Origin of the sequence: Butyrivibrio sp. ob235, from assembly GCF_900109475.1 — a bacterium.
GTDB lineage: Bacteria > Bacillota > Clostridia > Lachnospirales > Lachnospiraceae > Butyrivibrio.
On the sequence record NZ_FOBE01000012.1, the window covers coordinates 26,116 to 52,748 of the forward strand.

21 protein-coding genes are annotated in these 26,633 nt (G+C 43.7%); 3 read left to right on the forward strand and 18 right to left on the reverse strand.

Features of this window, described 5'->3' with window-relative positions:
- Positions 1 to 36: 36 nt before the first annotated feature.
- The 4 genes from BMW61_RS10235 to BMW61_RS10250 all read right to left on the reverse strand — a co-directional run bounded on the left by BMW61_RS10235 (position 37) and on the right by BMW61_RS10250 (position 5,276).
- Entirely contained in the window at positions 37 to 897 is an 861-nt protein-coding gene (locus BMW61_RS10235) for a sugar ABC transporter permease (RefSeq protein WP_022760742.1), read from the reverse strand.
- The gene (locus BMW61_RS10240; protein WP_022760743.1) at positions 897 to 2,294 is read right to left on the reverse strand and encodes a carbohydrate ABC transporter permease; all 1,398 of its coding nucleotides are present in this window, start codon (positions 2,292 to 2,294) and stop codon (positions 897 to 899) included. The genes BMW61_RS10235 and BMW61_RS10240 overlap by 1 nt, the downstream gene beginning before the upstream one ends.
- A 115-nt stretch (positions 2,295 to 2,409) precedes the next feature.
- Positions 2,410 to 3,804, reverse strand: a complete 1,395-nt coding sequence (locus BMW61_RS10245) for an extracellular solute-binding protein (RefSeq protein WP_091821574.1) — start codon at positions 3,802 to 3,804, stop codon at positions 2,410 to 2,412.
- A gap of 410 nt (positions 3,805 to 4,214) precedes the next feature.
- Positions 4,215 to 5,276 carry a type IV pilus twitching motility protein PilT gene (locus BMW61_RS10250; RefSeq protein ID WP_022760745.1) on the reverse strand — a complete coding sequence of 354 codons (1,062 nt, stop codon included), beginning with the start codon at positions 5,274 to 5,276 and terminating at the stop codon, positions 4,215 to 4,217.
- Between the two features lie 256 nt (positions 5,277 to 5,532).
- Here BMW61_RS10250 and BMW61_RS10255 point away from each other — a divergent pair, with 256 nt between their 5' ends.
- A complete protein-coding gene (locus tag BMW61_RS10255) occupies positions 5,533 to 7,122 on the forward strand; it encodes a YifB family Mg chelatase-like AAA ATPase (RefSeq protein WP_091821577.1) in 1,590 nt (529 codons plus the stop codon).
- A complete protein-coding gene (gene dprA / locus BMW61_RS10260; protein ID WP_091821580.1) occupies positions 7,119 to 8,267 on the forward strand; it encodes a DNA-processing protein DprA in 1,149 nt (382 codons plus the stop codon). The genes BMW61_RS10255 and dprA overlap by 4 nt, the downstream gene beginning before the upstream one ends.
- Positions 8,268 to 8,402: 135 nt before the next feature.
- On the opposite strand, the gene fucO is transcribed toward dprA, so the two are convergent.
- From fucO to BMW61_RS10310, 10 genes are all read right to left on the reverse strand, one after another.
- Positions 8,403 to 9,551 (reverse strand): lactaldehyde reductase, encoded by a 1,149-nt coding sequence (gene fucO / locus BMW61_RS10265; RefSeq protein ID WP_022760748.1) that lies wholly within the window; start codon positions 9,549 to 9,551, stop codon positions 8,403 to 8,405.
- 96 nt (positions 9,552 to 9,647) lie between these two features.
- Positions 9,648 to 10,220, reverse strand: coding sequence for a TetR/AcrR family transcriptional regulator C-terminal domain-containing protein (locus BMW61_RS10270; RefSeq protein WP_026497919.1), 573 nt, complete (start codon positions 10,218 to 10,220; stop codon positions 9,648 to 9,650).
- Between the two features lie 26 nt (positions 10,221 to 10,246).
- The gene (locus BMW61_RS10275) at positions 10,247 to 11,623 is read right to left on the reverse strand and encodes an MATE family efflux transporter (protein ID WP_022760750.1); all 1,377 of its coding nucleotides are present in this window, start codon (positions 11,621 to 11,623) and stop codon (positions 10,247 to 10,249) included.
- A 59-nt stretch (positions 11,624 to 11,682) separates the two neighbouring features.
- Positions 11,683 to 12,513 (reverse strand): metallophosphoesterase, encoded by an 831-nt coding sequence (locus tag BMW61_RS10280; protein ID WP_091821583.1) that lies wholly within the window; start codon positions 12,511 to 12,513, stop codon positions 11,683 to 11,685.
- Between the two features lie 76 nt (positions 12,514 to 12,589).
- The gene (gene hemW / locus BMW61_RS10285; RefSeq protein ID WP_091821586.1) at positions 12,590 to 13,813 is read right to left on the reverse strand and encodes a radical SAM family heme chaperone HemW; all 1,224 of its coding nucleotides are present in this window, start codon (positions 13,811 to 13,813) and stop codon (positions 12,590 to 12,592) included.
- Positions 13,813 to 15,630, reverse strand: coding sequence for a translation elongation factor 4 (lepA, locus tag BMW61_RS10290; RefSeq protein ID WP_091821589.1), 1,818 nt, complete (start codon positions 15,628 to 15,630; stop codon positions 13,813 to 13,815). The genes hemW and lepA overlap by 1 nt, the downstream gene beginning before the upstream one ends.
- A gap of 74 nt (positions 15,631 to 15,704) precedes the next feature.
- Complete coding sequence (locus BMW61_RS10295; protein WP_091821592.1) at positions 15,705 to 16,679, reverse strand: CobW family GTP-binding protein; 975 nt, start codon at positions 16,677 to 16,679, stop codon at positions 15,705 to 15,707.
- Positions 16,680 to 16,754: 75 nt separating this feature from the next.
- Complete coding sequence (locus tag BMW61_RS10300) at positions 16,755 to 17,822, reverse strand: NAD(P)-dependent alcohol dehydrogenase (protein WP_022760755.1); 1,068 nt, start codon at positions 17,820 to 17,822, stop codon at positions 16,755 to 16,757.
- Positions 17,823 to 17,893: 71 nt separating this feature from the next.
- A complete protein-coding gene (locus BMW61_RS10305) occupies positions 17,894 to 18,670 on the reverse strand; it encodes a hypothetical protein (RefSeq protein ID WP_091821594.1) in 777 nt (258 codons plus the stop codon).
- 11 nt (positions 18,671 to 18,681) lie between these two features.
- Positions 18,682 to 19,344, reverse strand: a complete 663-nt coding sequence (locus BMW61_RS10310; RefSeq protein WP_091821597.1) for a DUF4230 domain-containing protein — start codon at positions 19,342 to 19,344, stop codon at positions 18,682 to 18,684.
- A gap of 156 nt (positions 19,345 to 19,500) precedes the next feature.
- Between BMW61_RS10310 and BMW61_RS10315 the strand changes: the two genes are divergently transcribed.
- Positions 19,501 to 20,349, forward strand: coding sequence for an alpha/beta hydrolase (locus tag BMW61_RS10315; RefSeq protein WP_091821600.1), 849 nt, complete (start codon positions 19,501 to 19,503; stop codon positions 20,347 to 20,349).
- A gap of 55 nt (positions 20,350 to 20,404) precedes the next feature.
- Here the strand turns inward: BMW61_RS10315 and BMW61_RS10320 are convergent, their stop codons facing one another.
- From BMW61_RS10320 to BMW61_RS10335, 4 genes are all read right to left on the reverse strand, one after another.
- Complete coding sequence (locus tag BMW61_RS10320; RefSeq protein WP_091821603.1) at positions 20,405 to 21,481, reverse strand: radical SAM/SPASM domain-containing protein; 1,077 nt, start codon at positions 21,479 to 21,481, stop codon at positions 20,405 to 20,407.
- Positions 21,474 to 21,671 carry a hypothetical protein gene (locus BMW61_RS10325; protein ID WP_091821607.1) on the reverse strand — a complete coding sequence of 66 codons (198 nt, stop codon included), beginning with the start codon at positions 21,669 to 21,671 and terminating at the stop codon, positions 21,474 to 21,476. The genes BMW61_RS10320 and BMW61_RS10325 overlap by 8 nt, the downstream gene beginning before the upstream one ends.
- Positions 21,672 to 21,676: 5 nt before the next feature.
- Positions 21,677 to 22,702, reverse strand: coding sequence for a fibronectin type III domain-containing protein (locus BMW61_RS10330; RefSeq protein ID WP_091821610.1), 1,026 nt, complete (start codon positions 22,700 to 22,702; stop codon positions 21,677 to 21,679).
- Between the two features lie 138 nt (positions 22,703 to 22,840).
- On the reverse strand, positions 22,841 to 26,611 hold the full coding sequence (locus tag BMW61_RS10335; RefSeq protein WP_091821613.1) for an InlB B-repeat-containing protein: 3,771 nt from the start codon (positions 26,609 to 26,611) through the stop codon (positions 22,841 to 22,843).
- Between the last annotated feature and the right edge of the window lie 22 nt (positions 26,612 to 26,633).

Consider the following 26,633-nt stretch of genomic DNA (forward strand, 5'->3'; position numbering starts at 1 on the left):
CATATGTTCTTGCCATTTTTCATAAGAAAGTTCTGCTTAACCTTTAACAGCACCACCGGTTACACCTTCAACATAGTATTTCTGAAGGAACATAAACAGAAGTAATACAGGGATTGCAATAAGTACTCCGCCTGCGCAGAATCTTGTGAAATATCCCTGATAGTCGTTGGTCCAAACCCATCTTGTCATAGCTACCGCAACGTTATAGCTGGTGTCATGACCAAAAGCAACATAGGATGCAAATACGTAATCACACCAGGGTGCCATGAATGCAACCAGCGCGGTGTAGATAATGATTGGCTTTGACATAGGAATAATCATTGTAAAGAATATTCTTGCTCTTGTAGCACCGTCAATTCTTGCAGCCTCATCAAGGGCCTTCGGAATTGTGTCAAAGTAACCTTTACATACGTAGTAACCCATACCTGAGCTGGCAACAGAAACAAGGATAAGTCCGGGTACCGCACCTGCCTGAGTAAGTCCGAACTGCTTCAAAAGGAAGTACAGACAGATCATTGTGAGGAATCCCGGGAACATTCCCAGAATCAGCCAAAAACGCATGAGCAGTGTTCTGCCCTTAAATCTCATTCTTGAGAGCGCATAACTTACACAGAGGATGATTATCGTCTGAAAGATTGTGACACAAACAGCTATGATAAGCGTGTTTGCATACCATTTTACAAAGTTAGTCTCCCCTGAGAACAGGAATCTGTAGTTATCCAGTGAAAAAGTATGAGGCACCAGATAATCAACCATTCCGCCGTACTCGTTCGAATAGGATCTGAAGCTCTGAAGCACAAGTCCCACAAAAGGGAACAGCCAGATAATACTTATTAAAATAAGAACGATATATCCGATAACGTTACTTACGGTTCTTTTTGTTTTATATGATTTCATCACTGGAAGCCCTCCTCATCTCTTACTGACGGAAGCATGTTGTAAACCACAAGGGAAACAACTGCAGTAACAATAAATACTACGATTCCGAGAACAGCTGCCATCTTATAGTTGGTATCCGTAACCGTCATCTTATAGAGCCAGGTTACCAGAAGGTCTGTATTACCTGCTCTCTCAGCAAGATTCATGGACTGCGGTTTTCCCTGAGTAAGAAGGTAGATGACGTTGAAGTTATTGAGGTTACCTGTGTACTGTGTAAGAAGGAAAGGTCCTGTTACAAACAGCATGTAGGGAAGTGTGATACTTCTGAACATCTGCCATCCGTTGGCACCGTCGATCTTCGCACTCTCATACAGATCCTCAGGAATATTCATCAAAAGTCCCGTAGCGATAAGCATCATGTACGGAATACCTATCCAGATATTAACCACAATAATTGTAATTCTGGCGAGCATGGGATCCGTCCAGAACGGGATGTAGGATTGTATAAATCCCCACTTCTTCAGATAACCGTTGATAAGACCATCGTTCGCGAACATTTTCATGACATACAAAAGTGATACAAACTGAGGTACCGCAATTGTCATGACAAGAATTGTTCTCCAGAGCTTTTTAAATTTTATGCCCTTTTTATTAATCAAAATTGCAACAGCAAGGCCAAGGAAGTAATCAATGAACGTTGCAAGAAAAGCCCATATAAGTGTCCAAAGAAGAACCTGTACAAATGTGGGGCCAAGTCCGTTCTTTGAAAATGAAACAAGGTTTTTAAAGTTCTCCAGTCCCACCCAGGTGAAAAGATTGGTAGGCGACTGGTGATTTTTATCATAGTTGGTGAAGGCTACCAGAATCATGAAAACAATAGGCAGCACAGTGAATACAAACACACCCGTTACCGGAAGTGCCAGAAGTGTTTTATCAAAATTCTTATCAAGTAAGGAACGAAGGGCATCGCCGTTGGTGGGAAGTTTTTTCCCTGACTTAAGTGCCAGCTCTTCCTTACGATTTTCCTTAATATTGATGTACCAGATTGTAATCAGAGCGATTATAGCGAAAACACAGAGTATTCCAAACAGCAGAATAAGAAAGCTGTTGTCGCCATAAACCGTCTTTCTCTTAACTTTTTTGGTGGCGATTGTACCAAGAGTTGTTATCTTGGACAGATATTGCCATCCGAATCCAAACATAAACCAGAAGAAAAGCACTTCACACAGAAGAAGCGCAATTCCTATAACGAATTGTCCTCTTAAAATAGGACCAAGTCCGAGAATTATAAATGAGAGCTTTGTCTTTATATCTCCCTGTGCAAATGTTACTCCGATTTCCTTAAAGCCATTCCCGATAGCCTCAAAGAACAAAGACGCTCCGCTCTTTTTCTTATTATTCGCGTCTCCTCCCATACCTTCGGCCTCCTTATCTATAGAACAAACTAGTCTTCCCAAATCCTAAGACAGGCTCGGAAACAATAGTGATTCCGAGCCTGAAGTTAGGATCTTATATCAGTTTTATGAAAAATTACTGAGCATAGCCTTCACATGTTGTTTGGAAGTCCTCAAGAGCCTTCTTGAAGTCATCGTCAGAAGAATCCTTTGTGATCTCACCGGAGATAACTGAATCACCGAGTGATGTAGCAAGTGACCAATACTCGCCGGGATACTGTCCCTGAGGAATTGTGTACTGAAGCTGTTCTGCAAGAGCTGAAAGTGCTTCGTCTGCCTTAACCTCATCAGACTGCTGAGCATTGAGGTTTGAAGGGCCCCAACCTACTGCATTGTATCTTGCAAGCTGAACGTCTTCGCTTGAAAGAAATGCTGCAAGAGCATCACATACTGCAAGCTTGTTGTCGTCCTGCTGAGGCTTAACACCAAGGAGCTTGAAGCCACCGAAACCGCTCATCTGATAGGACTTGCCATCAGCGCCTTCAAATGTAGGAAGCTTAGCGCATGCATAGTTGTCGCCGAAAAGATCCTTAACTGTTCCTGCATCCCATGTACCATCGATGATAGCACCAACGTTTGTAGCCTCACCTGCTGCTGATCCATTCTGGAAGGACTTGGAAGAAGCAAGCTCTGCGATCTCCTTAAGTGCAACAACACCTGCATCGGAAGCGTATGTAGAATTACATTTTGTAAAGTTACCTTCATCATCTGTATCGTATGTAAGCTCAGCACCTGCACCGAAGAAGAATGCTGTCTGATACCATCCGGAGTTGATCTCGCAGTAGAAGTTCTTGCCAGCTGCTTCACAATCAGCAACGATGCCTTCAAGTGTGGAAGGATCACTTACAACGCTCTTATCATAGTAAAGGAAATAACCATTGTCAGATGTAATAGGATATGCATAAAGTGTGCCACCTACTGTAGCTGCTGAAACAGCACCGGCATCGTTCTCAGCCTTTACTGCCTCTGCATTGCTCTCCTCAACCTCTTCAAGAGCACCTGCAGTAACAAGTCTTGCGATCTGATCCTGAGCAAATGCATAAACATCGGCACCTGCCTCAACGTCTGTGATCATGTTACCTGCTGCATCGCCTTCACCTACAGGCTCAACTGTAAATGTGTAGCCTGAGAATTCAGGATGCTCGCTCTGGAAAGTTGCGATCTGCTCATTTGTGAAATCAACTACGTTATCAGCAACCCATACCTTGATCTCGCCTGTGCCGTAGTCTGTGTCGTCTGCTGCTTCCTCGGCTGCATCCGCAACGTCCTCTGCAACGTCCTCTGCAACGTCCTCTGCTGCATCTGCAACATCTCCTGCAGCTTCCTCAACCGCATCTGCTGTTTCAGTGGCTTCATCTGCAACACTCTGTGCTGTGTCTGCTGCTGAATCCGCACCGCTGCCGCCGCATCCTGCAAGCATTGTAGCAGCAACTGCTGTAGACAACATAACTGATACCAATTTCTTTTTCATTTCTTCTCCTCCATTTACCGAAACTATGGTTTTGGTTTCGATTGCGCAACAATATGCGCAATCGGTTGTTCTGAAAGTAATTGTAGTCCTGTATATTGTTGTGGTCAATGGGGATTTTTTAACAAACGTAAAACGTTTTCCTTATACAATTTGCACAATCGATTATTAAGTCGTGGTTTTAGAGTGCGCGCTTTGCGCAACCGCTAAACCAATGATAAATACTTGCTTTATGTCGCCTTTCAGTTTACATATAAAGCTTGTGCAAAAGTGCCATTTTACCCGTAAAATCCTGGCTTTTCGTTCCCTCTGTTTTGCAAAAGCCGCATAAAATAAGGGCGAAAACGCTTTCTAAAAGTGTTTTCGTCCGTATTTTACCTAAACAAATTATCTTTATATCAAATATTTTGATCTTATCTCAAAATCTTATTCTGCATAACTTCGGGATCCTGAGCGTACTGAATCGCCTTGTCTCTTGAAATCTTTCCGGCTCTGCACAGATCAATGATAGCTTCATCCATAGTGACCATGCCAAGCTTTCTGTTTGTCTGCATAATAGTGATGAGCTGGTGGGTTTTTCCTTCTCGAATCATGTTTCTTACCGCGGAATTGACGTGCATGACTTCGAAGGCTGCTACTCTTGCCTCCTCATCAATTGTCGGTATAAGCTGCTGCGAGATAACAGCTTCAAGAACGTTCGCCAGCTGAATTCTGATCTGTTGTTGCTGATGCGGAGGGAATACATCAATTATTCTGTCCACTGTGCTTGCGGCACCGATCGTGTGAAGCGTTGATAAAACAAGATGGCCTGTCTCCGCTGCGGTTATCGCAGTGCTTATGGTCTCAAGATCACGCATCTCTCCTACAAGGATAACATCGGGGTCCTCACGCAGGGCTGCGCGCAGCGCATTCGCATAATTGTCACTGTCCAGTCCAACCTCGCGCTGGTTTACAATGGATTTATCATGGTGATACAGGAACTCTATGGGATCCTCCAGAGTGATGATATGCGCTTCCCTGTTGCTGTTTATCATATCGATTATGGAGGCAAGCGTTGTGGATTTTCCTGATCCCGTGGGACCTGTTACAAGCACAAGGCCTCTCTGTCTCTGATACAGATTAATAACAGATGAGGGGATACCCAAAGTTTCCGCATCCGGAATTGTCGTCTCAACAAGGCGGATTGCCATGGCAATTGAGCCTCTTTGTTTAAAAACGTTTAGCCTGAAACGCCCCAGCCCCATAATTGAAAAGGACATATCGTGCTGTCCGTTTGCCTCCAGCAGCTCCTTTTGCTTTACGCTCATGATGGTATCGGCTATTTCCCTGGTATCGTCCGGCAGCATTTTGTTATAGCCCTCGAGCGCGATGAGCTTGCCGTTCACACGCATCTTGGGAGGAATACCAACCGTAATATGCACATCAGATGCACCATGTTCCTTTGCTGTTTTCAGAATATCATCAATCCTTGACATGACATTTCCTCCTATCTTTATCTTGTAGATGTGAGAAGTAAAAGTCAACGAACATAGAATGAAATAAAGCTAAAATTTAGATGAATTTTTGTAACTTTAGGATTTTCCTCTTGCAAAAAGGTCTCGTTTGTATATAATTGTTTTTGCGCGTAAACGCGCTTATTTTTTCCACACGGAGTTTCTCCGTATTTTCCTGTATTTGATTTCGAAGAGATCCTTTGATGCGCTATTTTTGCGCCCGAAAGGAGTATTTTTAATGTTCAGTACAGTAATTTCAGGTGCGGTAAAAGGTATTATGCCGTATCTGATGCAGGTAGAGGTTGACACCTCTGACGGCATACCAATGTTCAACATGGTGGGTTTTATGAGCAGCGATGTCCGGGAGGCGGCAGAGAGAGTTAAGGTCGCTTTGAAAAACGCAGGCTATCCGCTTCCTCCCATGAGGATTACGGTTAACCTCTCTCCCGCTGATATCAGGAAGTCGGGCATCGCCGTGGATTTGCCGGTGGCAGTGGGTATCCTTTCAGCAGTCGGCGAGATTCAGGCAGATGCACTCGAAGATACAATTGTCATCGGCGAGCTCGGACTAAACGGCGAGGTAAAGGCGGTCAGCGGAATTCTTCCGATGGTGACTCACGCCTATTCCTGCGGTTTTAAAACATGTATCCTGCCTGCGGACAATGCCCGTGAGGGAGCGGTTGTTCAGGGAATGAAGGTAATTGGTGTAAGCTCCCTTTCCGAAGTTGTGGCATATCTCAAAACCGATAAAGAAGAACGAAATTCGCTGATCATGCCAACATTAGTCGATGTCGATGCGCTTTTCAAAAATGCAGAATGCCGTGATGACTATCTAAAGGGCATGGATTTTGCAGAGATCAACGGTCAATCCGCGGTTAAGAGAGCTGTGGAAATTGCGACTGCAGGATATCACCATATTCTTCTGATAGGCCCTCCGGGTTCGGGAAAAAGCATGGTGGCAAAGAGAATTCCTTCCATCATGCCTCCTCTTTCGAGGGACGAAGCGCTGGAAGTATCATCAATTTACAGTGTTGCAGGGATGCTGAAAAAGGGCGAAACTCTTATAACCCGACGCCCCTTCATGAGTCCGCATCACTCGATAACCGAATCAGCCCTTGCCGGAGGTGGATTATATCCTCATCCCGGCGTTATTTCTCTCTCCCACAGAGGTGTAATGTTTCTTGATGAAATGGCAGAATTTAAACGCAATACCTTGAATCTCTTAAGGCAGCCTCTCGAGGACCGCGAGGTTCATATAGCACGAAGCGGTGGCAACTTTTCCTATCCTGCCGATCTGCTTCTGGTTGGTGCGATGAATCCCTGCCCCTGCGGTTATTACCCGGATCTCAACAAATGTAAATGCTCGGAGTCAGAGATACGCAAGTATCTGGGCAGAATATCGGGTCCTATACTGGATCGAATCGACATCAGCATAGAAGCCGCCAAAGTGGATGTCAGCGAGCTAAGTCACGGAACCTCCTGCAACGAAACAAGCGCTGAGATAAGAAAGCGTGTGATGAGAACTGTAGAAATTCAAAGAAAGAGATTTGTAAGCGAAGGCATACGTTTCAATTCTGAGATGAGCCCCAAACAGATTCAAAAATACTGCAAGCTGGGTATCAAGGAGCAACGCCTCATGGAGCAGATTTTCAACACTATGGATCTCTCCGCCCGCGCATATCACAAGGTTCTGCGAGTAGCGCGTACAATTGCGGATCTTGAGTGCTCTGAAAATATCGAGGCCCGGCATCTGACAGAAGCTGCCTGCTACAGAATGATGGATTCAAAATATTTCAGCAAAAGAGTTTCAGAAAGGAGCGTGTCATGATAACAGATAATGCTTACGCATATATGCTCCATAATGTTCCGGGGCTTGGAAATAAGACTCTTATGAAACTCCTTCAGGAATTTGGAAGTTGTAAGAATATCTTTGAAGCCGATGAAAGTCTGCTAAAGAAAATCATGACTGTGAAGCAGTCCAAGGCCTTCGCCTTGAAAAGGAAGCAGTGGGATCTCGAGGCTGAATATGAGCATCTATACAATACCGGAATCGACTTTTATCACTATGGATCAGCAGGCTATCCGATACGGCTTCTTGATATCCCGGATCCGCCCTTTGCCCTATACTGCGCCGGCAAACTTCCTGATGAGAGGAGGCCTTCCGTGTCGATTATAGGTGCGAGAAACAGTTCCGAATACGGAAAATTTGCCGCCAAACTTTTCGGCGAAAAGCTGGCGTCCATGGGAGTCCAGATAATAAGCGGCATGGCTCGTGGCATCGACGGCATATCTCAGCAGGCAGCTGTATATGCCGGAGGAGACTCCTACGGAGTTCTGGGCTGCGGCGTAGATATCTGTTATCCCGAGGAAAACCGGAGTCTCTATGATGAGCTGATATCCTCCGGAGGGGTGATATCGGAATATCTTCCGGGAACGCAGCCAAAGCCGCAGTTTTTCCCGCCAAGAAACAGGATAATAAGCGGATTGTCAGATGTCGTCCTTGTGATAGAGGCAAGAGAAAAAAGCGGCACACTTATCACTGTTGATATGGCCCTTGAACAGGGCCGTGAGGTATTCGCACTCCCCGGAAGGATCTGCGACAGCCTTAGCTATGGATGTAATTCACTGATCAGACAAGGTGCAAATATCGCATCAAGTCCGGAAGATATCGTGGATTATCTGAAAAGAAATCTTGGGAAGAATGTTTGCAAAAAGTCTGCTGCACTTGGCGGTAATTCTTCATCCGATAAAAATGATTTCATAAATGACTCATCCACATTTGGGCTCAATAAAACACAGGAATGCATTTTTAATTCACTGGATTTTTATCCCCAGACCACATCCGTTATTTTTGAAAAACTGTTGTCAAGTGGAATTGAAATATCGGTCGCTCAAGTCATGAACTGCCTGGTGGAATTATGCATTATGGGTATCGTATCCCAGACCGGGACCGGGTTTTATAGGCGGGGTTAATCTCTGCCTACCTCCTCCCTTACCACTTCAGTTCTTACATCATGAGGATAGTGAATGATTTTTGAATCAAGACATATAAAATTTCCCCCTCTCCAGCAAAATTATAGCTGAAAAGGGGGACGTAAAATCTACACATTATGCCATAAGCATACGGAACATTTCGATTACCTGCTCCTTGGTTGCCTCACGAGGATTGCCGGGATAGCAAGCATCGTTAAGAGCATCTGTTGCAAGTGTATCGAGATCTTCTTCCTTGATCTTATCAAGAGTCTTCGGAATACCAACATCCTCAGAAAGCTTCTTAACTGCGGCAATTGCAGCATCTCTGTACTCTTCCTGGCTCATGTTATCTACGCCCTCAACACCCATTGCTCTTGCAACCTCGCGAAGTCTCTCGCCGGTGTGCTCGCGGTTGAACTCCATGGAGATAGGAAGGAACATAGCGCAGGCAACACCATGAGGAGTATCATAGTGAGCTGAAAGTGTATGAGCCATAGCGTGGTCAATTCCAAGGCCTACGTTGGAGAAGCCCATTCCTGCGATGTACTGACCAAGTGCCATTCCCTCACGGCCTTCCTTGGTATTTTCAACAGCGCCGCGAAGATTCTTGGAGATAAGTCTGATAGCCTCGAGATGGAACATGTCTGTCATCTCCCAGGCTGCTCTTGTTGTATAACCTTCGATTGCATGTGTAAGCGCATCCATACCTGTTGCTGCTGTAAGTCCCTTGGGCATCGAGCTCATCATCTCGGGATCAACGATAGCAACGATGGGCATATCGTGTGTATCAACACATACGAACTTTCTCTCTTTTTCAACATCCGTGATAACGTAGTTGATAGTTACCTCTGCAGCTGTTCCTGCTGTTGTGGGAATTGCAATGATCGGAACGCAAGGGTTCTTTGTGGGCGCAACACCTTCAAGTGAACGAACATCAGCAAACTCAGGGTTTGTGATGATTATACCGATGGCCTTGGAGGTATCCATTGAAGATCCGCCACCAACAGCAACAATGCAGTCAGCACCTGACTTTTTGAAGGCTTCAACGCCGTTCTTTACGTTCTCAATTGTGGGATTGGGTTTGATATCGGAATATATCTCGTAAGGAATCTTAGCTCCGTCGAGAAGATCTGTAACCTTTGATGTTACCCCGAACTTGATAAGATCGGGATCAGAAGCCACGAATGCTTTTTTGAATCCGTTGTTGTTAATCTCGTTAACTACTTCTGCGATGGCACCTGCTCCATGATAGGATGTGCCGTTTAATGAAATTCTGTTTGCCATTATAAATGCCTCCCATAAAAAATTATTATTTTGCCTGCGTTACACAGACATTACCTACCACTTAAAACCTTAGCATTTATGGGATACAAATATAAGTTACACTTTTGATATTTTGTTCCATGATATTCCAAGCTCGGAAAAGAGTTTTGCAATCGGAGCCGGCATGGCGTCTATCATCAGATCAGCAAGTTCTGACTCTGATTCCTTCATGCCTTTAAGCACCCACTGAACTGTCATATAAATTGAGGCCTGACAGTACATTTCCAGAAGCTTTCGTGTTTTCTTATCCGGAAGCTTCCCTGTCTTTTCCCTTATGAGTCTGCAGTAAAACTCATAAATCATGATAAAGTCATGTTCCTTGAGGTTGTTTTGCTCATCAAAGCGAAAGGCTGCAGAAAAGAATACTCTCTCAGCCTTTATGTACTTGAATTTCTTTATAAGTCCCTCTTTCAGATTTTCCTTACTGCCCATTTCTTTAAAGGACTGCTCAAGGAGTCTGTCGAAGTACCAGTTTATGAGGTCGTACTTATCTATAAAATTGCGGTAGAACGTCTGCCTTGAAACACCACAGATATCCACAATTTGTTTTACCGTAATATTCTCAACAGAGGTTGTTTTCATGCACTCCTTAATTGCCTCTGCAAGCCTGTATTTACTGTCGTTGTTCATGATAATTTGCGCTCCTTATATTTTTCTTATTTCCTATCAGCAATCTTTCTAAACTCTTTGTTCCTCACAATAAAATACACACTTAAAGTTACTGTCCCTGTTATAACCCAGGAAATCGGATATACGCGGAAAAGTGCCTCAAAAGTATGATGGCTCGGAATATAGGTAAATACATAAATCAGCCTGAAGACGCAGGTTCCAAAAATAGATATAACCGCAGGCGCCAGAGAATGGTTCATTCCTCTTAGTGCGCCACCGCTGATTTCATAAGATCCTATAAGGAAATGCAGTACGAACGCTGTCATTATTCTTTTCATGGCAAACTCTGTTACCGCCTGATCGGTTGTAAATAGCTGAATCGCCTGATATCTGAAGGTCACCAGCAAAAATACTACCGTAGCAGACACCCCGATTCCACACAGCATGCAAATCCTGAATACTTTTTTGCAGCGATCGAAATTGCAGGCGCCGTAGTTCTGACTGGTGAAAGTTACTGCAGACTGTGCAAAAGCACTCATTGCACAATACGAAATGAAATCAAAATTGGTTGCGGCAGTTGAACCTGCAATCGCATCTGCTCCAAAGCTGTTTACAGCAGACTGAATCACAACATTGGAAAGAGAAAAAACTGCGCCTTGAAGCCCCGCCGGAAGGCCTATCTTCATCATACGGATGAGGTACTTCTTTTTGATGGAAAGCTTTTTAAACTCCAATCTGAACGGTTCTTCCTCCGTCATCAGAAAGCTCAGAACAAGCCCCGCACTGAACATATTTGAAAGCACCGTCGCCAAAGCAACTCCGATTACATGCAGATGGAACACCACAACAAAAAGAAGATTCAAAAGAATGTTTATTACTCCTGCAATCATCATGGCATACAGAGGGCGCTTCGAATCTCCCTTACTCCTAAGGATCGCCGAGCCATAGTTGTATATCATTACTGCAGGCATTCCAAGGAAATAAATGCGAAGATAAACGATTGCGAGAGACATAACATTCTGCGGCGCACCCATAAGTATCAGAATCGGTTTTGATATAAAAAAGCCAATAAAAACGAGTGCAATACCCGCGATGAGAGAAACCGCAATTACCGTGTGCACAGTCTCCTTTATCTGGTCATTTCTTCCTCTTCCGATTTCCATGGCGATAAGAGCATTTGCACCAACGGACAAGCCGATAAAAAAGCTGATAAGAAGTCCGATTACCGATGAGTTGCTTCCTACCGCTGCCATTGCCTCCGAAGAAGCGAATCTTCCGACCACAGCAAGGTCAGCAGCATTAAAAAGCTGCTGTAATATACTGGAAATAGCAAGCGGAAGTGCAAAGATAACAATTTTATCCAGCAAACTCCCGCTTAGCATGTCATATTGTTTTTTAGTTTTATCAGATAATCTATTATTCATATATATTATTATCGCAGAATCTTATTCGGTCTGCAAAAGCAAAATCCGAACTGCGATATTTAATCAATCTCGATAATCACCACTTCCGGATGATTGAAAAACCTTGGAAGCGGTATTCTCTCCCTTGAAAGGCCTCTGCTTACAATCATTTTGGTTTTATCAGATAAAGTATGAAGCCCATCGACATATTTAGGGAAAAGGCCCTGATCCGGCGCTTCTACTCCGTACTTTGTAAAGGGAATTCTCCACTGTCCGCCGTGAGCATGTCCTGCTACAACAAGGTCAAAATTATAATCCTTATACACATCTACCTTTTCAGGTCTGTGTGACAAAAGAATCTTGTAATTATCCGATATGGTCATGGCGCTTTCAAGCTGCTTTCTCCACTCATCCATGGACATATAGGTGGGATCATCAACTCCGCAGATGTCTATTGTATTCCCACGAACTTCAAGTTCAGTGTTGCCACCTTCAAGCACTATCACTCCGACAGTTTTAAGATATTCCTTCATCTCCTGTACTCTGCCGCTCCAAAACTCGTGGTTCCCGGCAACATAATAGCAGGGATATTCGGTAGCAAGTTTTTCAATAATCATTTTCGAATTGGAATCATCAAATCTATCATCGAAAATATCTCCTGATAAAAGTACTGCATCCACCTCTTCCTTATCGATCATATTTTTAAGTTTTTCCTGGTCTTTTCCGTAATAACAAGAATGGAGGTCCGTGATAAGTGCAAAACGCATGTGACCGGTAATTTTGCCGCCACTTTCAAGCTTAAAATGCTCTGTTACAGGGATTTCAAACCATGCGGTAAGCGCAAGGATAATAAATAAAAGAATGATTATTATCCATAAAAGCTTTTTGTTACTTCGTGTTTCTTTTTTCATCTAACTATATTTTCCTTGTCTTATATATTTTTGTCTTTTGTCTTCCCCCCATCAAAATATGCTTCATTGCATAAGCTCATAGCAAAAACTTCGCCATGCAGTAATTGCTGATATCAAGTCCCTTATCGGTGAGTCGAATACTATCCCCTTCACGAATCATGAGTCCGTCAGATACAAGCTCATTTATTACATCGCCGTAAACTTCGTCAATCTCACGGTCAAATCTTTTTTTGAATTCCTCCACTGAAACACCGCATATCATGCGAAGTCCAAGGAACATGAACTCCTCCATCCTGGCTGTGGTATCAAGTTTTTCTATATCCTCACGAATGCTTTCCGGTCTGAAATCATCACTCACACTTTCATCTGAGGTCAGGCACTTCAGGTATTTTTGAAAATCCACGGTATTGTGAAAACGCTCGCCTCTCATGAGCGACGCTGCTCCAAGGCCGAATCCGATGTAGTCACCCCCCTGCCAGTAGCGCTTATTGTGAAGGCACTCAAATCCTTCCGTCGCGTAGTTTGATATCTCATATCTGTGGTAACCGTTTTCAGCGAGAATCGCCTTAGTTAGCCGATACATTACGCGCTCTGTTTCTTCATCGGGAAGCGGAAGATACACATTTTCGCTTGCAACATTAGTCGCATCACCACTTTTTTCAAGCTGCTCCGCCTCGTCTCCATATATCTGATAGAAAGGGGTCCCCTCCTCGATTATGAGACTATACGCAGAGATATGTTCAGGCTTTGGATCAAGTTTGCAGACAAACTCCAGATTACTTTTCCAGTCCTCGAGGCTCTGCCCCGGAAGGGCACTCATCATATCCACATTTATATTATCAAAACCTGCTGCCCGGGCATTTTTATAGCATTCCTCAAACTGTGACAGATTATGGATTCTTCCAAGACGCCGCAGTTCTTCGTCCTTTGCGGACTGCAGTCCTATGCTCAGTCTGTTTATTCCTGATTCATGGTAGAGATTAATGGCATTAAAATCAGCGGTTCCGGGATTACATTCGATAGTTATTTCAGCATCCGCAGAGAGGTTGTACTTCTCCTTCAATATGTCCATTATTTCCGCGATAAACTGCGGTTCCACGGAAGTAGGCGTTCCGCCACCGAAGAAAACAGATACAACTTCATAATCTCCGCATTCATCCGCCGCTGATTGCATTTCCTTTTTCAGGGCATCAAAATAAAGTGCCTGCTGCTGTCTCCCCTCCGGAAAGGAGAGAAAGTCGCAGTACAGACACTTCTGGATACAAAAAGGTATGTGGATGTAGATACCAAGTGAAGTCATCAATTTCCCTCATCCAGTTTTAATACGCTGAGGAAGGCCTGCTGAGGTATCTCTACGCTGCCGATCTGGCGCATCTTCTTTTTACCTTCCTTTTGTTTCTCAAGAAGCTTCCTCTTACGGCTGATATCACCACCGTAGCACTTCGCAAGCACGTCCTTACGCATAGCCTTGACGGTCTCTCTGGCGATAACCTTTCCGCCGATTGCCGCCTGAATCGGAATCTCAAAGAGGTGTCTCGGGATCTCGCCCTTTAACTTCTCACACATCTTACGGCCGCGATCGTACGCTCCGTCCTTGTGTACGATGAATGAAAGTGCATCAACCTGCTCATGATTTATCAAAATATCAAGCTTAACAAGTGTAGACTGCTCGTAGCCTTTTATCTCATAATCAAAGGATGCATAGCCTCTTGAACGTGATTTTAAAGCATCGAAGAAGTCATAAATAATCTCATTAAGCGGAAGCTCGTACTTAAGAACCGCTCTGGTAGCCTCGATGTATTCGGTACTGATGTATCTGCCTCGTCTCTCCTGACAAAGCTGCATGATGGATCCGACATAGTCCGTAGTAACCATGATCTCACCGTTTACAATGGGCTCCTCCATAAATTCAATCTCCGCAGGATCAGGGAGATTTGCAGGGTTTGTCAAATCAAACACTGTGCCGTCGGTCTTGTGCACCTTATAAACAACGCCCGGTGCTGTGGTTACAAGGTCGAGATTGTACTCTCTCTCAAGTCTCTCCTGAATTACCTCAAGATGTAACAGTCCAAGGAAACCTGCACGGAATCCAAAGCCCAGAGCCTGTGAAGTCTCAGGTTCATAGAAAAGCGAAGCATCGTTAAGCTGCAGCTTTTCAAGCGCATCTCGAAGCTCAGGATATCTTGCTGTATCAGCCGGGTAAAGTCCGCAGTAAACCATGGGCATTACCTTTTTATAACCAGGGAGTACTTCCTCGCAAGGATTTAACGCATCCGTAACTGTATCACCGACACGCGCATCCTGGATATTCTTAATTGAAGCGGTAAAGTATCCTACGCTTCCTGCTGACAATTCATCGCAGGGGATAAACTGTCCCGGACCGAAATAACCTACTTCAACAACTTCCCATGAAGCTCCTGAAGCCATGCACTTAGCGGTCATTCCTTTTTTCAGGACACCGTCCCTTACTCTTACAAAAACGATAACTCCGCGGTATGAATCATATACCGAATCAAAAATGAGCGCCTTAAGAGGCTTATTCGCATCACCTGTAGGTGCGGGAATTCTGTGCACAACAGCCTCAAGCACATCCTCGATTCCCGTTCCAAGTTTTGCGGAAACAAGAGGTGCATCATGGGCCTCAATACCGATGACATCCTCGATTTCTTCCTTTACTTCGTCCGGTCTGGCACTGGGAAGATCTATTTTATTTATCACAGGAAAGACATCCAGGTCATGGTCAAGGGCCAGATAAACGTTTGCAAGAGTCTGCGCCTCTACGCCCTGAGTTGCATCAACAACAAGGATTGCGCCGTCGCAGGCCGCAAGGCTTCTTGAAACCTCATATCCGAAATCCACGTGACCGGGAGTATCAATCATATTGAAAACATACTCCTCGCCGTCCTTAGCCTTATATACCATTCGCACAGCCTGAGATTTGATGGTTATACCTCTCTCTCGCTCGATGTCCATGTTATCCAGCACCTGGTTCTGCATCTCTCTGCTGGTGAGAACACCTGTGGTCTCAATCATACGATCCGCAAGTGTTGACTTACCGTGATCAATATGAGCCACTATGCAAAAATTCCTGATTTTACTCTGATCAAATTCTGACATTTAAAAATCCATTCCTTACTAATTTGTTTCAATGATGCCTATACATCCTGAAACATGATACCATAACATGCAGCTCACTTCAAAGTCCTTCGAGAGCTGCCGATTAGCCTTGCTTTGAGCTTCTTTTCATCCAGATTTTTCCCGATGAAAACGCACTGGCAGTTATCATCCGGAGAGTCTGTTACAGCATACATTCTATCCGCCAGGTCAAATCGCAGTATTTCACTGCCTACCCAAAGCGTACCCTTAGCCCTGCTCACAAGTCCGAACTCACCTCTAAGGCAGTCCTCCAGGAGCTGAACGAGCTGTGTGGGATTATGTACTCCTGCCTTCTGTATGCTTACTTGTGAGAATACTTCCGAACTGCCGCTTTCAGTTTCATCTGAGACTGTCATCGCTTTAGTACCGTCACCATTGTCATGCGTTAATCCCACAGCCCCATCGCCTGTCAGTTCTGTCTGAAAAAGGCTGTCCCACCATTTATCATCCATCTTTGAGTAATGCTCACTGATAATTTCTGCCTTGGGATTTATTTGCCTGATTTCTTCCGTAACCTTCTTTATTTCATCCGGATCCGCATTTTCGCATTTTGAAAAGACAACTCTGCCCGCATTTGCAATCTGATCTGTATAAAGCTCCGGCCACTCCTTCATATTCTGCCTGAAGGAAAGAGGTGAAATCACCACCGTCGGCTGAAGCAGGAATATCACTTTGTTCAGAACCGGCTTCAGGTTCTCAATAATGCTGCTAAGCTTTCCTACACCTGTAGGCTCTATTATCAAGTACTCGGGATCAAGGGATGAAAAGATCGCAAGCACCGAATTGACGAAGCTGTCCTTCATGGTGCAGCACACGCATCCCTCCATAAACTCCAATACCTTTATATCTGATTCTTTTGATGATGCATTCTGAAGTTCAAGTGAATCAAGGTTATTTGCACCGTATTCATTTTCCATTATGACAGGACGCTTGTCCGTCCTTTTAATCAGTTCCTTTATAAACGTGGTTTTACCTGCTCCGAGAAAGCCGGATATAAGTAAAATCTGCATATCTTTAATGCTCCTAACAAATTTAAGTCTACTTAAAAACAGGGCGGTCAGATGACCGCCCCGGAAAATCCTTTATTATGGCTGATTATCAAGAATTACAACAGGTTTAATAAGTTCAGCGGGCTTATCCTTCATAAGCTGTAATGCCTCCGGAATATGCTCCCAGCCGTGGAATACATGTGTTGAAAGCTTGCTTACATCAAGTTTTCCTGAAGAAACAAGAGCTCCGAGTTTTTCCATACGGAGTCTTCCACCGGGCATAAGTCCTCCTGCAAGCTGCTTGTGTCCCATACCTACGCCCCACTCTACTCTGGGGATTGTGATATAGTCGCCGCTTCCAAGATAGTTGACATTACCGATCTTTCCGCCGGGCTTGAGTGACTTAACAGCTGATTCAAAGGTCTGAACACCGCCGCCTGCTACAACGACTCTGTCAACACCCTGTCCGTCTGTCATTGCAAGAACCTGATCCTCGATTGTGCCGTTCTTGTAGCTGATGAATTCATCAGCGCCATAAGCCTTAGCAACTTCAACGCACTTCGGACGTGTTCCTACTGCGATGATTCTTGATGCGCCGCGCATGTGTGCACCGGCAACACTCATAAGACCAACCGGTCCGATACCGATAACAAGAACAGTATCACCAAACTGGATATCTGCCAGCTCAACGCCGTGGAATCCTGTGGGAACCATGTCTGAAAGCATGCAGGCATCCTCAAGTGACATACCTTCAGGCATGTGTGCAAGGTTACCGTCAGCATCATTTACATGGAAGAATTCGGAATCAAGACCATCCTTGAAATTAGAGAACTTCCATCCTGCCAGCATTCCGCCGGAGTGCATGGAATAGCCTGCCTGTGCTTCAAGTGAATTCCAGTCAGGTGTGATAGCAGGTACCAGAACCTTGTCACCGGGTTTGAAATCCTTAACCATACTACCAACTTCAACGACCTCAGCGCATCCCTCGTGGCCGAGAATCATGTTGTGGCGATCACCTACCGCGCCTTCCCAGACTGTGTGAACGTCTGAAGTACAGATAGCGATAGCGAGCGGACGACAGATAGCATCCATGGGTCCGCAAGCAGGGCGTTCCTTCTCGATCCAGCCCACTTCGCCGATTTTGAGCATTGCAAAACCTTTCATTATACCTTCTCCTCCTTTATGAGTTTTTTGTTTCCCCCGAAACAGTTAGTGACTTAATTATTATAACAAATCTATCGTTTCTTCGAAACCTTTTCCGCAATTAAATCAATCACTCCGGAATCAAGCGTCATCACATTTGATGTAAAAATCATTTTCACAAGGAGTACAAGGAACACAAAGACAAGTATAGGAATAACGCAGGCCGTAACGATCATAACCGCCAGAGACTCCAAAAGGCCGCTTAAAAATTTCGTCACCCTGTCCACCGTATCACTTGTAAGTGTCGTGAGCTCATCCAAAATTCCGCCCTCGGAATCCGACTCAATATCAAGCTCATTATACTCTTCAACTGTCTCATTAACCCTTGAAACCTGTGTCTGATACACCATGTCGGAGAGTTTTACACTGGCGGGAACAATCATATAAATTATGAGCCCGATGAGGGCTATTTTGCCTGCAACAGCTATCCAGCTCTTTTTTCCGAATATAACTACTCCGCATAAAACGAGGCAGGCTAGTGGGATAAATACTGAAAACGCGATATATCCCGAGATGCTTATAAGAAATTTTTCCAGATAGAGGGCACTAAGAATAAGCAGAAAATACTTTGCAAGTTCCGAAAGCTGTTCCGCTATCGGTGTGCACATATCCCCGGGAAGCAGAGAAAGAGTCGCCGCTGTTGCCGCTGCACCGCCGGAAAGAGTAAGAACCGTGTTTATCTTCTCCTCTGTCTGCTCCATCGTATGCGTATGATTTTCAGGTTTCACCGCCCAGGGTGCAACCTTTGTAAAAGAGATAACTGCCACAAGTATAAGAACAACAATCCATGTAAATTTCTTTAATGTCATAGCCGCGCTCCTTATTCAAATACAATTTCGTAGTCCGATGCAGAAGGGAAATTCTTTATAAAATTCATCACCAAATTCTTTGCCTGCTCATCGGATCTTTCCAGAATTCCGCTGTCAAGCGCCTTCTGTTTCGCTGTGTTTTCAAACTCAGCAAGAGAAATATTATAATCCTCAAGCTTAAGAGGATTCCAAAGGGAGTCCTTCTCCGAGTATATCTTGAAGGTATCCTTATCGACATTCACCGTCTGTATCTCAGACTCCGGCATATGGACCGTGAGCTTCTTTTCTTTTTCATCCTTGGTGATCTCGATTTTCTCAAAATCAATCCCCGCCATGACCGCACCGTCATAACTGTACATGAACTCAGAGGATGTAGGCAGCACGCTCAGAATTTTCTTTTCCTTGGTGTACTTCTCAACCTGCGTAAAATAGTACTCCTGCGTCAGCAGTATCCCCATATTTGAAAGTCCGTCCTGTATCGTCTCAGTGCTTATTGACACCAGGACTTTATCCTTTTGAGGCTTCATCTGCGCTATCGGTGTTTCCCCCTGGTTCTCATCCGGGGCGGACTTTTTATCCCTGATATATCCGCACACCAGTATGATCATCACAATAACCGATAATCCGATAACAACAAGATAAATGTTTTTCTTTGTCTGCTCTGAAAAGTTCATCCTTTGCCCTCCTCTTTTCCTGAATGTGTGGTATCGCTCATTATCATTGTAAAACGGTTTTTTGCAAAAATATATTGCCGATTTCGCAATTTCCGATAGGTTTATTCCTCTATCTTTTTCTATAATATGTATTAACAATTATAAGGAGGATGACAAATGAACTTTATATACGAAATGCCCTCAAAAATGCTTTCTGAACAACCTAACAAAGGACGCATAGAAGTTCTGGAATATGATTCGCAGACCTATGATGACGAGGCGCGCATTCTGCACAAAAAAGCGCTTGTATATCTGCCCTGCGGATATGATGAATCAAAGAAGTACAACATTCTCTACTTGCTGCACGGCGGCGCCTGCAATCATAATTACTGGTTCAAGGATTTTCCTGAGACGGTTACGATTCTGGATAACATGTTTGCAGAGAAAATATGTGATCCCTGCATCATAGTAACTCCTACCTTCTACCATGATGAAGAGGACCAGCACACGCATGATGAATCCAGATGTGAGAACTTCAGATATGAGATCAGAAATGATCTGATTCCTGCTGTCGAGGTTAAGTATTCCTGTTTTTCGGATAAAAATGTTTCGGAAGAAAACTTGATAAAAACCAGAGACCACCGAGCTTTTGCTGGTCTTTCCCTCGGTTCCATGACCACCTATCGCGCTGCTTTTTATAACAACTTCGATCTGTTTGCATGGTATGGCCCCTTCTCCGGATGCTGCGGACCATTCGGCGATCACGCGGTTGAGGTAGAGAGAATCTGCAAGACTCTGGCTGACGGAAAGGCAAACGGCTTCGATCTCAAATACATGCTTTGCTGCAACGGCGATAAGGACATCGCCTTCGAAGAGCACAAGGATATCATGGAAAAGGCTGTCGCCAAGTCAGACCTTCTCATTCAGGGACAGAACTATGATTTCTACATCATCCCAGGCGGAGTTCATGACATCAAGGCATGGCAGCTTCACCTGTACCACGCACTTCAGGTATTCTTTAAATAAAATAATTAAGCGCTTCCGAGAGTATTTTTTTATACTTCCCTGAAGCGCTTATTTTTTAACTTGTAAGTTCTTTTAGCAGACAAAGTCGCTGCTTATTATTATCAAAATCCCAGGTGTGGCAGGAGCCTCCCATGCAGAACTTGCGGCTGTCGCAGTTTTTACAGTTTTCATCATTCTCTGCCTTGTCATAGCGGAAGACCTTGAACTCATTATTCCACATATCGGCAAAACTGCGATCATGGATATTTCCCTGAATGGTCTTAGGCGTTCTGTCTATATCAAGACAGGCCATCACATCGCCCTTGGATGTGATGCTGGCAACAGTTATTCCTGCCATGCAGGTAAAATACCAATCTCTCACTTCCCCTTCGTATTTGAGGCCAAGATAATGAAAACAGCCATAGGTAACAGGCATATTCATAAGCCTTTTATTCCTGATAAATTCCATCAGGTTCTTATGATCCTCAGAAGTAAGTAACAGCTCCGGATGATCAATAGCTCTTCCTATAGGCTCTATGCCCATGATTCTCCAGCTGTCTATGTCCAGGCCGCACATAATCTCATACAGGTCATCAAGCTCTCTCATGGTCTCATGATTAACCACAGTTGTCACCTGAATCGCTTTCACGAAATCCGCATCGATAAGATTCTGAATCCCCACCATCGCAAGATCATAGGCCCCATCTTTTCCACGAAGCCTGTCATGAGTAGCTTTTATTCCATCAATACTTATTGATACACTGGCCATCCCGCATCTTTTCAGCATAGCGGCTACTTCCGGCGTTATGAGGGTTCCGTTTGTGGTCATTCCCCAGGTAAAGCCAAGGGAATGTGCATAACTGAGGATCTCTTCAAAATGCGGATACAGTAAAGGTTCTCCGCCCGTAATATTTATCTGCGGAAGCTTACCTTCAAAGTCCACTTTTACCTGATCCAGAATTTCCTTCCAGTCATCTGCAGTCATCTCATCCGCACTGACATCACCGCATCTTGATCCGCAGTGAAGGCAATACTCATTACACCGAAGCGTCAATTCAAAAAACAGCTGTGTGAGAAGAGGCTTCTCAATCAGCTGTTTTCTGACTCCCGCCTGGAGCCGCAAATGCTCGGTTTTGATATCAGCATCACTCATTTTCAGCCTCTTCTGATTCCTCTACCGTGCTATCTGTTTCATTATTTCCGGACTCTTCGGATGTATTATAGCTATCCTGAGCCGGTTCCACCATTGTTGACGGGCCATAGCCACATGCCGCAGTCGAAAGGAAAAGTGCTGCCATTCCGACTGTTGTGGCTATTACCACCTTTTTATTTAAAGGTTTCATATTTTTTAATTCCAACTTTGAGCATATATGAAGCTACTGTATCTGCCATTATTATATGAGATGTAGTTCATACCGGAATTATATCTCTGACCGTTTACATCCTTGAAGGACTGAACAAATACATAGTACTTCTTATTTGACTTAAACTTCTTTTTCTTAAACTTCTTGATTACTGCTCTGCCGGTGCTTGCCTTACAGGTCTTAACCTTTGTAAACTTGCCGCCCTTCTTGGTTGCAATATAAATGTAGTATCCTGATACATCATCAACCTTTTCCCAGTCAACGATAAGCTTTCCGCCTGATACATGTACATCAAGGCCAAGCTGAGTCTGTCCTCTCCTCGGCTTAGCGCCCGGCTGAGTCATAAGGTAAGTCCAGGGTGACCATTCAGAATAAACTCTCTGCTCCTGTCTATTATTTATATCAGAATAAGCTCTTATCTGTACCTTATAAATCTTGTTGTTCTTTACAGGCTCACTGAAAGTTCCACCTGTACAAGTTCCCTGGTCGATAACATTGCCTCTTGAATCTGTGAAGAGATACTCATATCCATCTGCACAAGCCTGCTTATCCCACTCAATCCAACATGTAAGAGCTGCTCTATACCACTCTTTCTGTCTGGGTATTACAACTCCGGGCTGAGTTTTGCAATGTTTTGTTGAAGCGTACATGCTATTCTTATATCCGGGAGTTCCTATAGCAAAACAAACTGTGCTGTGAGGCGCAAGATTGCTGATAGTATATGAAGTCTGTCCCTTCGGAACTGCTATCTGTCTGCTTTCAGCCATAGCCTTGGCCTGTTTTCCGGCATTACCGCTATCAGGATCAGTACTATAACCAATATAGTCCACACCCGGTCCTGTATGAGTCCATGATATTGTAACAGAAGTCTCTGTCTGGGCTGTTTGCATTATATTACTAACATAGCCATAACTAGCAGCCTTGGTGGAATCCCCACCCATGGTGAATACAATTGCAAATGCTGCCATTGCAACAAGCATCTGCGAGAATTTGAAGAACTTTTCTTTCATTCCCCTTTTCCTCCCTAAAATATAAAACAAAAATTGATAGTATCGTTGATAACGTTCCCTCTGAAAGTTACCAGTTTCTTATCATAACAGTTTTTCATTATTAATTTCAAGTATTTCTTTTATCCCCGAAAAAATTGTTCATCCCTTTTTAAATTTGAACTTAGCCTTCTTGGCTCCTGCCTTCTTGAGCTTTTTCACAATCTTGTTATAAGTCTTCTTATCCTTACAGATTACTGTGATCTTCGCTCCGTTCTTAATTCCCTTAAAGCTGCCTCCTCCGACAGACTTAAGGTTATTTGCTTTAATAGTAATATTCTTAAGGTTCTTGCAGCCGTTAAACGCATTTGAACCTATCTTTACAATATTAGAACCGATAGTAACACTCTTTAGCTTTTTACAGTTCTTATAGGCGCTGCTCTTAATCTCAGTTACCTTGTAAGTCTGGCCGCCGTAGGAAACCTCGCTGCCGATATTTACGGAAGTAACATTTTTATCATTTGCCGCAGCAACAGAAGCAGTGCCGGATTCAGAAAGCTGATACTCATTTCCGCCGTTCTCTACCATTCCGCCTTCAGGCAGCTGTGCGTTTTGATCATTATTATCAATCGCAACAATCGTATCCTGTACAGGTTCTTCAGGTGTTCTATCCTGGCTTTCGTTATTCTGAGCCTGTCCGCCATTTTCGTTTGCATCAGGTTCATCTGCCTGCCGGTTCTGTTCCTGTTGCTGATTCTGGTTCTGCCCCTGCTGCTTCGATACATCCCATGACCAGTGTGCATAGAGCGTATGATCCTGAGTTTCCCCAACAACATAGTCTTCAGTAACTTCATATCCTCCGTCTGGCGCTGTAAACCATCCATCAAAATTGCACCCTTCTCTGCACGCATTTGTAGGAAGTGGACCGTAAGCCTCACCCTCAGTAACATGAATAGGAGAAGCGGATCCTGTTCCGCCGTTATAGTCGAAGGACACGGTCATGTTATATATCTTATAGAAGAATGTAAATTTTGTTGTAGCAATCGGTTCAGGATTAGTTCCTTCATATACCTTAAGATAAAATTGTCCTTTATCCGCATTGGAATATTTGTTAAAAAACTCAATAACCACGGAATCCTGTCTTTGAGATAAAGGTTTTATTTCACAATAGTTCCCACTATCACTCGCATAATTTCCCCATTCAAACCTATAATCAGTCAGATCCTGAACTACGCTTCCGTTTTTCAACAGTGTAGCTTCAACCGTATTTTTCTCAAAGATGCGAATACTTTTATTTGGAATAGTACTGAGGCTGTACTCGGCATTTTCATCCTGTGGTTCCTGGATAGTAGCCCAGCGAGCATATATCTTGTGCGACTTATCTGTTAATACCAGTGTATCCGCAGTGATAGGCTCTCCCTGGTCCTCAATGTACCAGCCCTCAAATGTATAGCCCTCATTCGTAACTATAGGAAGCTCCCCGTAAGGTTTTCCATATATTACTCTTATGATAGTTGTCTTCCCTGAGCCATCATTTTTTACAAAAGTAGCGTTCAAACCAAGTTCATACCAGTGAGCATAAAGTGTTATATCTCCCTTAACCTTATCGGAGATATTTATCTGATTTCCGCCCTCACGCGCATCATACCATCCCTCAAGCTTCAAATATCCGTTGGTAGCTTCAGGGAAAGCTCCATATGCCTCACCATAATACCTGGTTCTGCTTACTTCTTCAGCCTGTCCGCCATTTGCATCGAAGGTTACGGTATAAGTATTAACTTTCCAATGTGCATAAAGTGTATGATCTGATGAATCACTAACTATTGTATCTGCTGTGATACGGCTTCCACCTTGTCCGGAAGTATACCAGCCTTCAAAGGTATATCCTGTTCTTGAAAGGACTGATAATTCTCCGTATTTTTCACCATACGTTACTGCTTTTCTTGTTATTTTTCCGCTTCCATCATTACTGTCGAAGCTGGCTGTTAACTCAATTTTGCTCCAATGTGCATAAAGTGTTATGTCGCCCTTAACAGCGTATGTATCCAAAACATTTTTTCCACCTTCAGGTGCATCATACCATCCGTCAAAACTATAGTATGCACGTGTAGGAACAGGCAATGTGCCATACTGCGCATCATAGTTCCTGATTCTGCTAGTCTCTCCTACCTGTCCACCATTTGCATCGAAGGTTATGGTACAGGCATTAGCATTCCAATGAGCATAGAGTGTATGCGTATTGGGATTGGATATAACAGTATCCACAGTTACCTTAACTCCGCCGTCTTTTTCTGTATACCAGCCATCAAGAGTATAGCCTGTTCTTGTTATCTGCGGCATGGTTCCGTATGCTTCACCATATCTTACGATTTTCTGAGTATTATTATTGGTGCCATCATTATTTTTATATATTACGTTTACGTTCACTCCGGTCCAATGCGCATAAACAGTCGTATCCGCATCAAATGTTTCGGCAGTACCAATCTGCCTTCCACCGGTTTTTTCGGTATACCATCCGTCGAAAATATAATTAGTCCTTGTAGGAGTAGGTAATGTGCCTATATTTATTCCGGCACTTACCACTCTTGTATTGGTCTCCAGTTGTCCCCCGTTGGGATCAAAAGTTACAGTAACCTTTTGGGCATCCTGGGCATCAGCAGCATTGTAATCTGTTTCAGACCATGTCCTTTCAGTGACAGAATAGGTGCTTATAGTATCCGTATCGCAGGTATAATAAACATTTACTTTATTGGGCTTAAGCCATGTTGTAGAGCTTACCTTCTTTCCGCCCGCCAGGAACAGTTTATAAGGATACCCGACACTGTTTGAATCACAGTTGGTGACATCAACAAGATAGATTTTTCCATCATCCATACGCACATGATTCCACATGTGGCCTTCAGATCCCTTACCATCACTCATTGTTCCCGTTATGATGTAGCATTCAATCAAACTGTTTTCAAATGTACTGCCATCACAAAGATACTTGAAGGCCTTCGCATACCCTTCACATACAACATTTGTAGTGGGATCTTCATCAAAAACATATATCATTTGCCAGGGATTTCCATAAGGAGTGCTGTCATCTTTTGCAGCTTGCTTGTTATAAGTATTCAGTTCACAAATAGCATCGTTATATGCCTTAAGCTTTTCGTAGTCATTCTTCGCTGCATTGGCTCTTATGATAGCATTAGCATTAGCTGCAGCAGTCTTTACTGCCTTACACTTATTAGTATCTACATCAAATGTGTCCTTTTCCCCAGATACACTATAATTAGCAGATACAGTAAAAGAAAATTTATAATTCTGAACCTCATCCAACTCTAACCAAGTTGTGGTACCATCTCCGTAAATTTTACAGGAAAACCCCGTAGAATGAGATGTACTGTTTCCGAACCAGTACATCTCATAAGGTGAATCAAAGCGAAGCGCTTTCGTTATTTTTGAAGGCTCATACCCCAAATACCCTGTCAAAGTCTTAGTCACTTCTGCTGAAAGATATCCATCGCTATCTCTAAAACTCGAAAGGCCAAAGTCCGCCGGAGTATATTTGTCTTTCCAGTTATCTCCAAAATAATCTTTTAGAGAAATTGACACTGTCATTTTAGAAGAAGCAAGTTCACCATTTGCTATTTTTTCTATTGACTTCTTTAATTCATCGTAAATATATACATTCACTCCGCTAAGCGTTGATCTTCTCTTACTGTTTCTGGTTTTTACTGAAGACTTCGAATAAGCCTGCTTATGCATGAAGCCTTCAAGAAGTTCTTCAGATTCGCCCGCATTATCAGTTATGAAAACTTCTTCAGGTTCTGTCTGCATAAAATTAACAGCCTCTGATGCATGTACACCCATGCCAGAAGCTGTTAATATAGTACTTCCAATCATCAAACCTGCCACCGCAGTCAAAGCATTGGAAAATCTCTTGTTCATTTCTTAAATACCCTCCGGAAAC

Coding starts and splice junctions, on each gene's coding strand:
- BMW61_RS10245 (WP_091821574.1), bottom strand. CDS start 3,804: ATGAAAAAGAAATTGGTATCAGTTATGTTGTCTACAGCAGTTGCTGCT.
- BMW61_RS10275 (WP_022760750.1), bottom strand. CDS start 11,623: ATGAATAATAGATTATCTGATAAAACTAAAAAACAATATGACATGCTA.
- dprA (WP_091821580.1), top strand. CDS start 7,119: ATGATAACAGATAATGCTTACGCATATATGCTCCATAATGTTCCGGGG.
- BMW61_RS10305 (WP_091821594.1), bottom strand. CDS start 18,670: ATGACATTAAAGAAATTTACATGGATTGTTGTTCTTATACTTGTGGCA.
- BMW61_RS10255 (WP_091821577.1), top strand. CDS start 5,533: ATGTTCAGTACAGTAATTTCAGGTGCGGTAAAAGGTATTATGCCGTAT.
- BMW61_RS10320 (WP_091821603.1), bottom strand. CDS start 21,481: ATGAGTGATGCTGATATCAAAACCGAGCATTTGCGGCTCCAGGCGGGA.
- BMW61_RS10315 (WP_091821600.1), top strand. CDS start 19,501: ATGAACTTTATATACGAAATGCCCTCAAAAATGCTTTCTGAACAACCT.
- BMW61_RS10250 (WP_022760745.1), bottom strand. CDS start 5,276: ATGTCAAGGATTGATGATATTCTGAAAACAGCAAAGGAACATGGTGCA.
- BMW61_RS10295 (WP_091821592.1), bottom strand. CDS start 16,679: ATGCAGATTTTACTTATATCCGGCTTTCTCGGAGCAGGTAAAACCACG.
- BMW61_RS10310 (WP_091821597.1), bottom strand. CDS start 19,344: ATGAACTTTTCAGAGCAGACAAAGAAAAACATTTATCTTGTTGTTATC.
- BMW61_RS10280 (WP_091821583.1), bottom strand. CDS start 12,513: ATGAAAAAAGAAACACGAAGTAACAAAAAGCTTTTATGGATAATAATC.
- BMW61_RS10240 (WP_022760743.1), bottom strand. CDS start 2,294: ATGGGAGGAGACGCGAATAATAAGAAAAAGAGCGGAGCGTCTTTGTTC.
- lepA (WP_091821589.1), bottom strand. CDS start 15,630: ATGTCAGAATTTGATCAGAGTAAAATCAGGAATTTTTGCATAGTGGCT.
- BMW61_RS10270 (WP_026497919.1), bottom strand. CDS start 10,220: ATGAACAACGACAGTAAATACAGGCTTGCAGAGGCAATTAAGGAGTGC.
- BMW61_RS10330 (WP_091821610.1), bottom strand. CDS start 22,702: ATGAAAGAAAAGTTCTTCAAATTCTCGCAGATGCTTGTTGCAATGGCA.
- BMW61_RS10325 (WP_091821607.1), bottom strand. CDS start 21,671: ATGAAACCTTTAAATAAAAAGGTGGTAATAGCCACAACAGTCGGAATG.
- BMW61_RS10235 (WP_022760742.1), bottom strand. CDS start 897: ATGAAATCATATAAAACAAAAAGAACCGTAAGTAACGTTATCGGATAT.
- BMW61_RS10335 (WP_091821613.1), bottom strand. CDS start 26,611: ATGAACAAGAGATTTTCCAATGCTTTGACTGCGGTGGCAGGTTTGATG.
- fucO (WP_022760748.1), bottom strand. CDS start 9,551: ATGGCAAACAGAATTTCATTAAACGGCACATCCTATCATGGAGCAGGT.
- BMW61_RS10300 (WP_022760755.1), bottom strand. CDS start 17,822: ATGAAAGGTTTTGCAATGCTCAAAATCGGCGAAGTGGGCTGGATCGAG.
- hemW (WP_091821586.1), bottom strand. CDS start 13,813: ATGACTTCACTTGGTATCTACATCCACATACCTTTTTGTATCCAGAAG.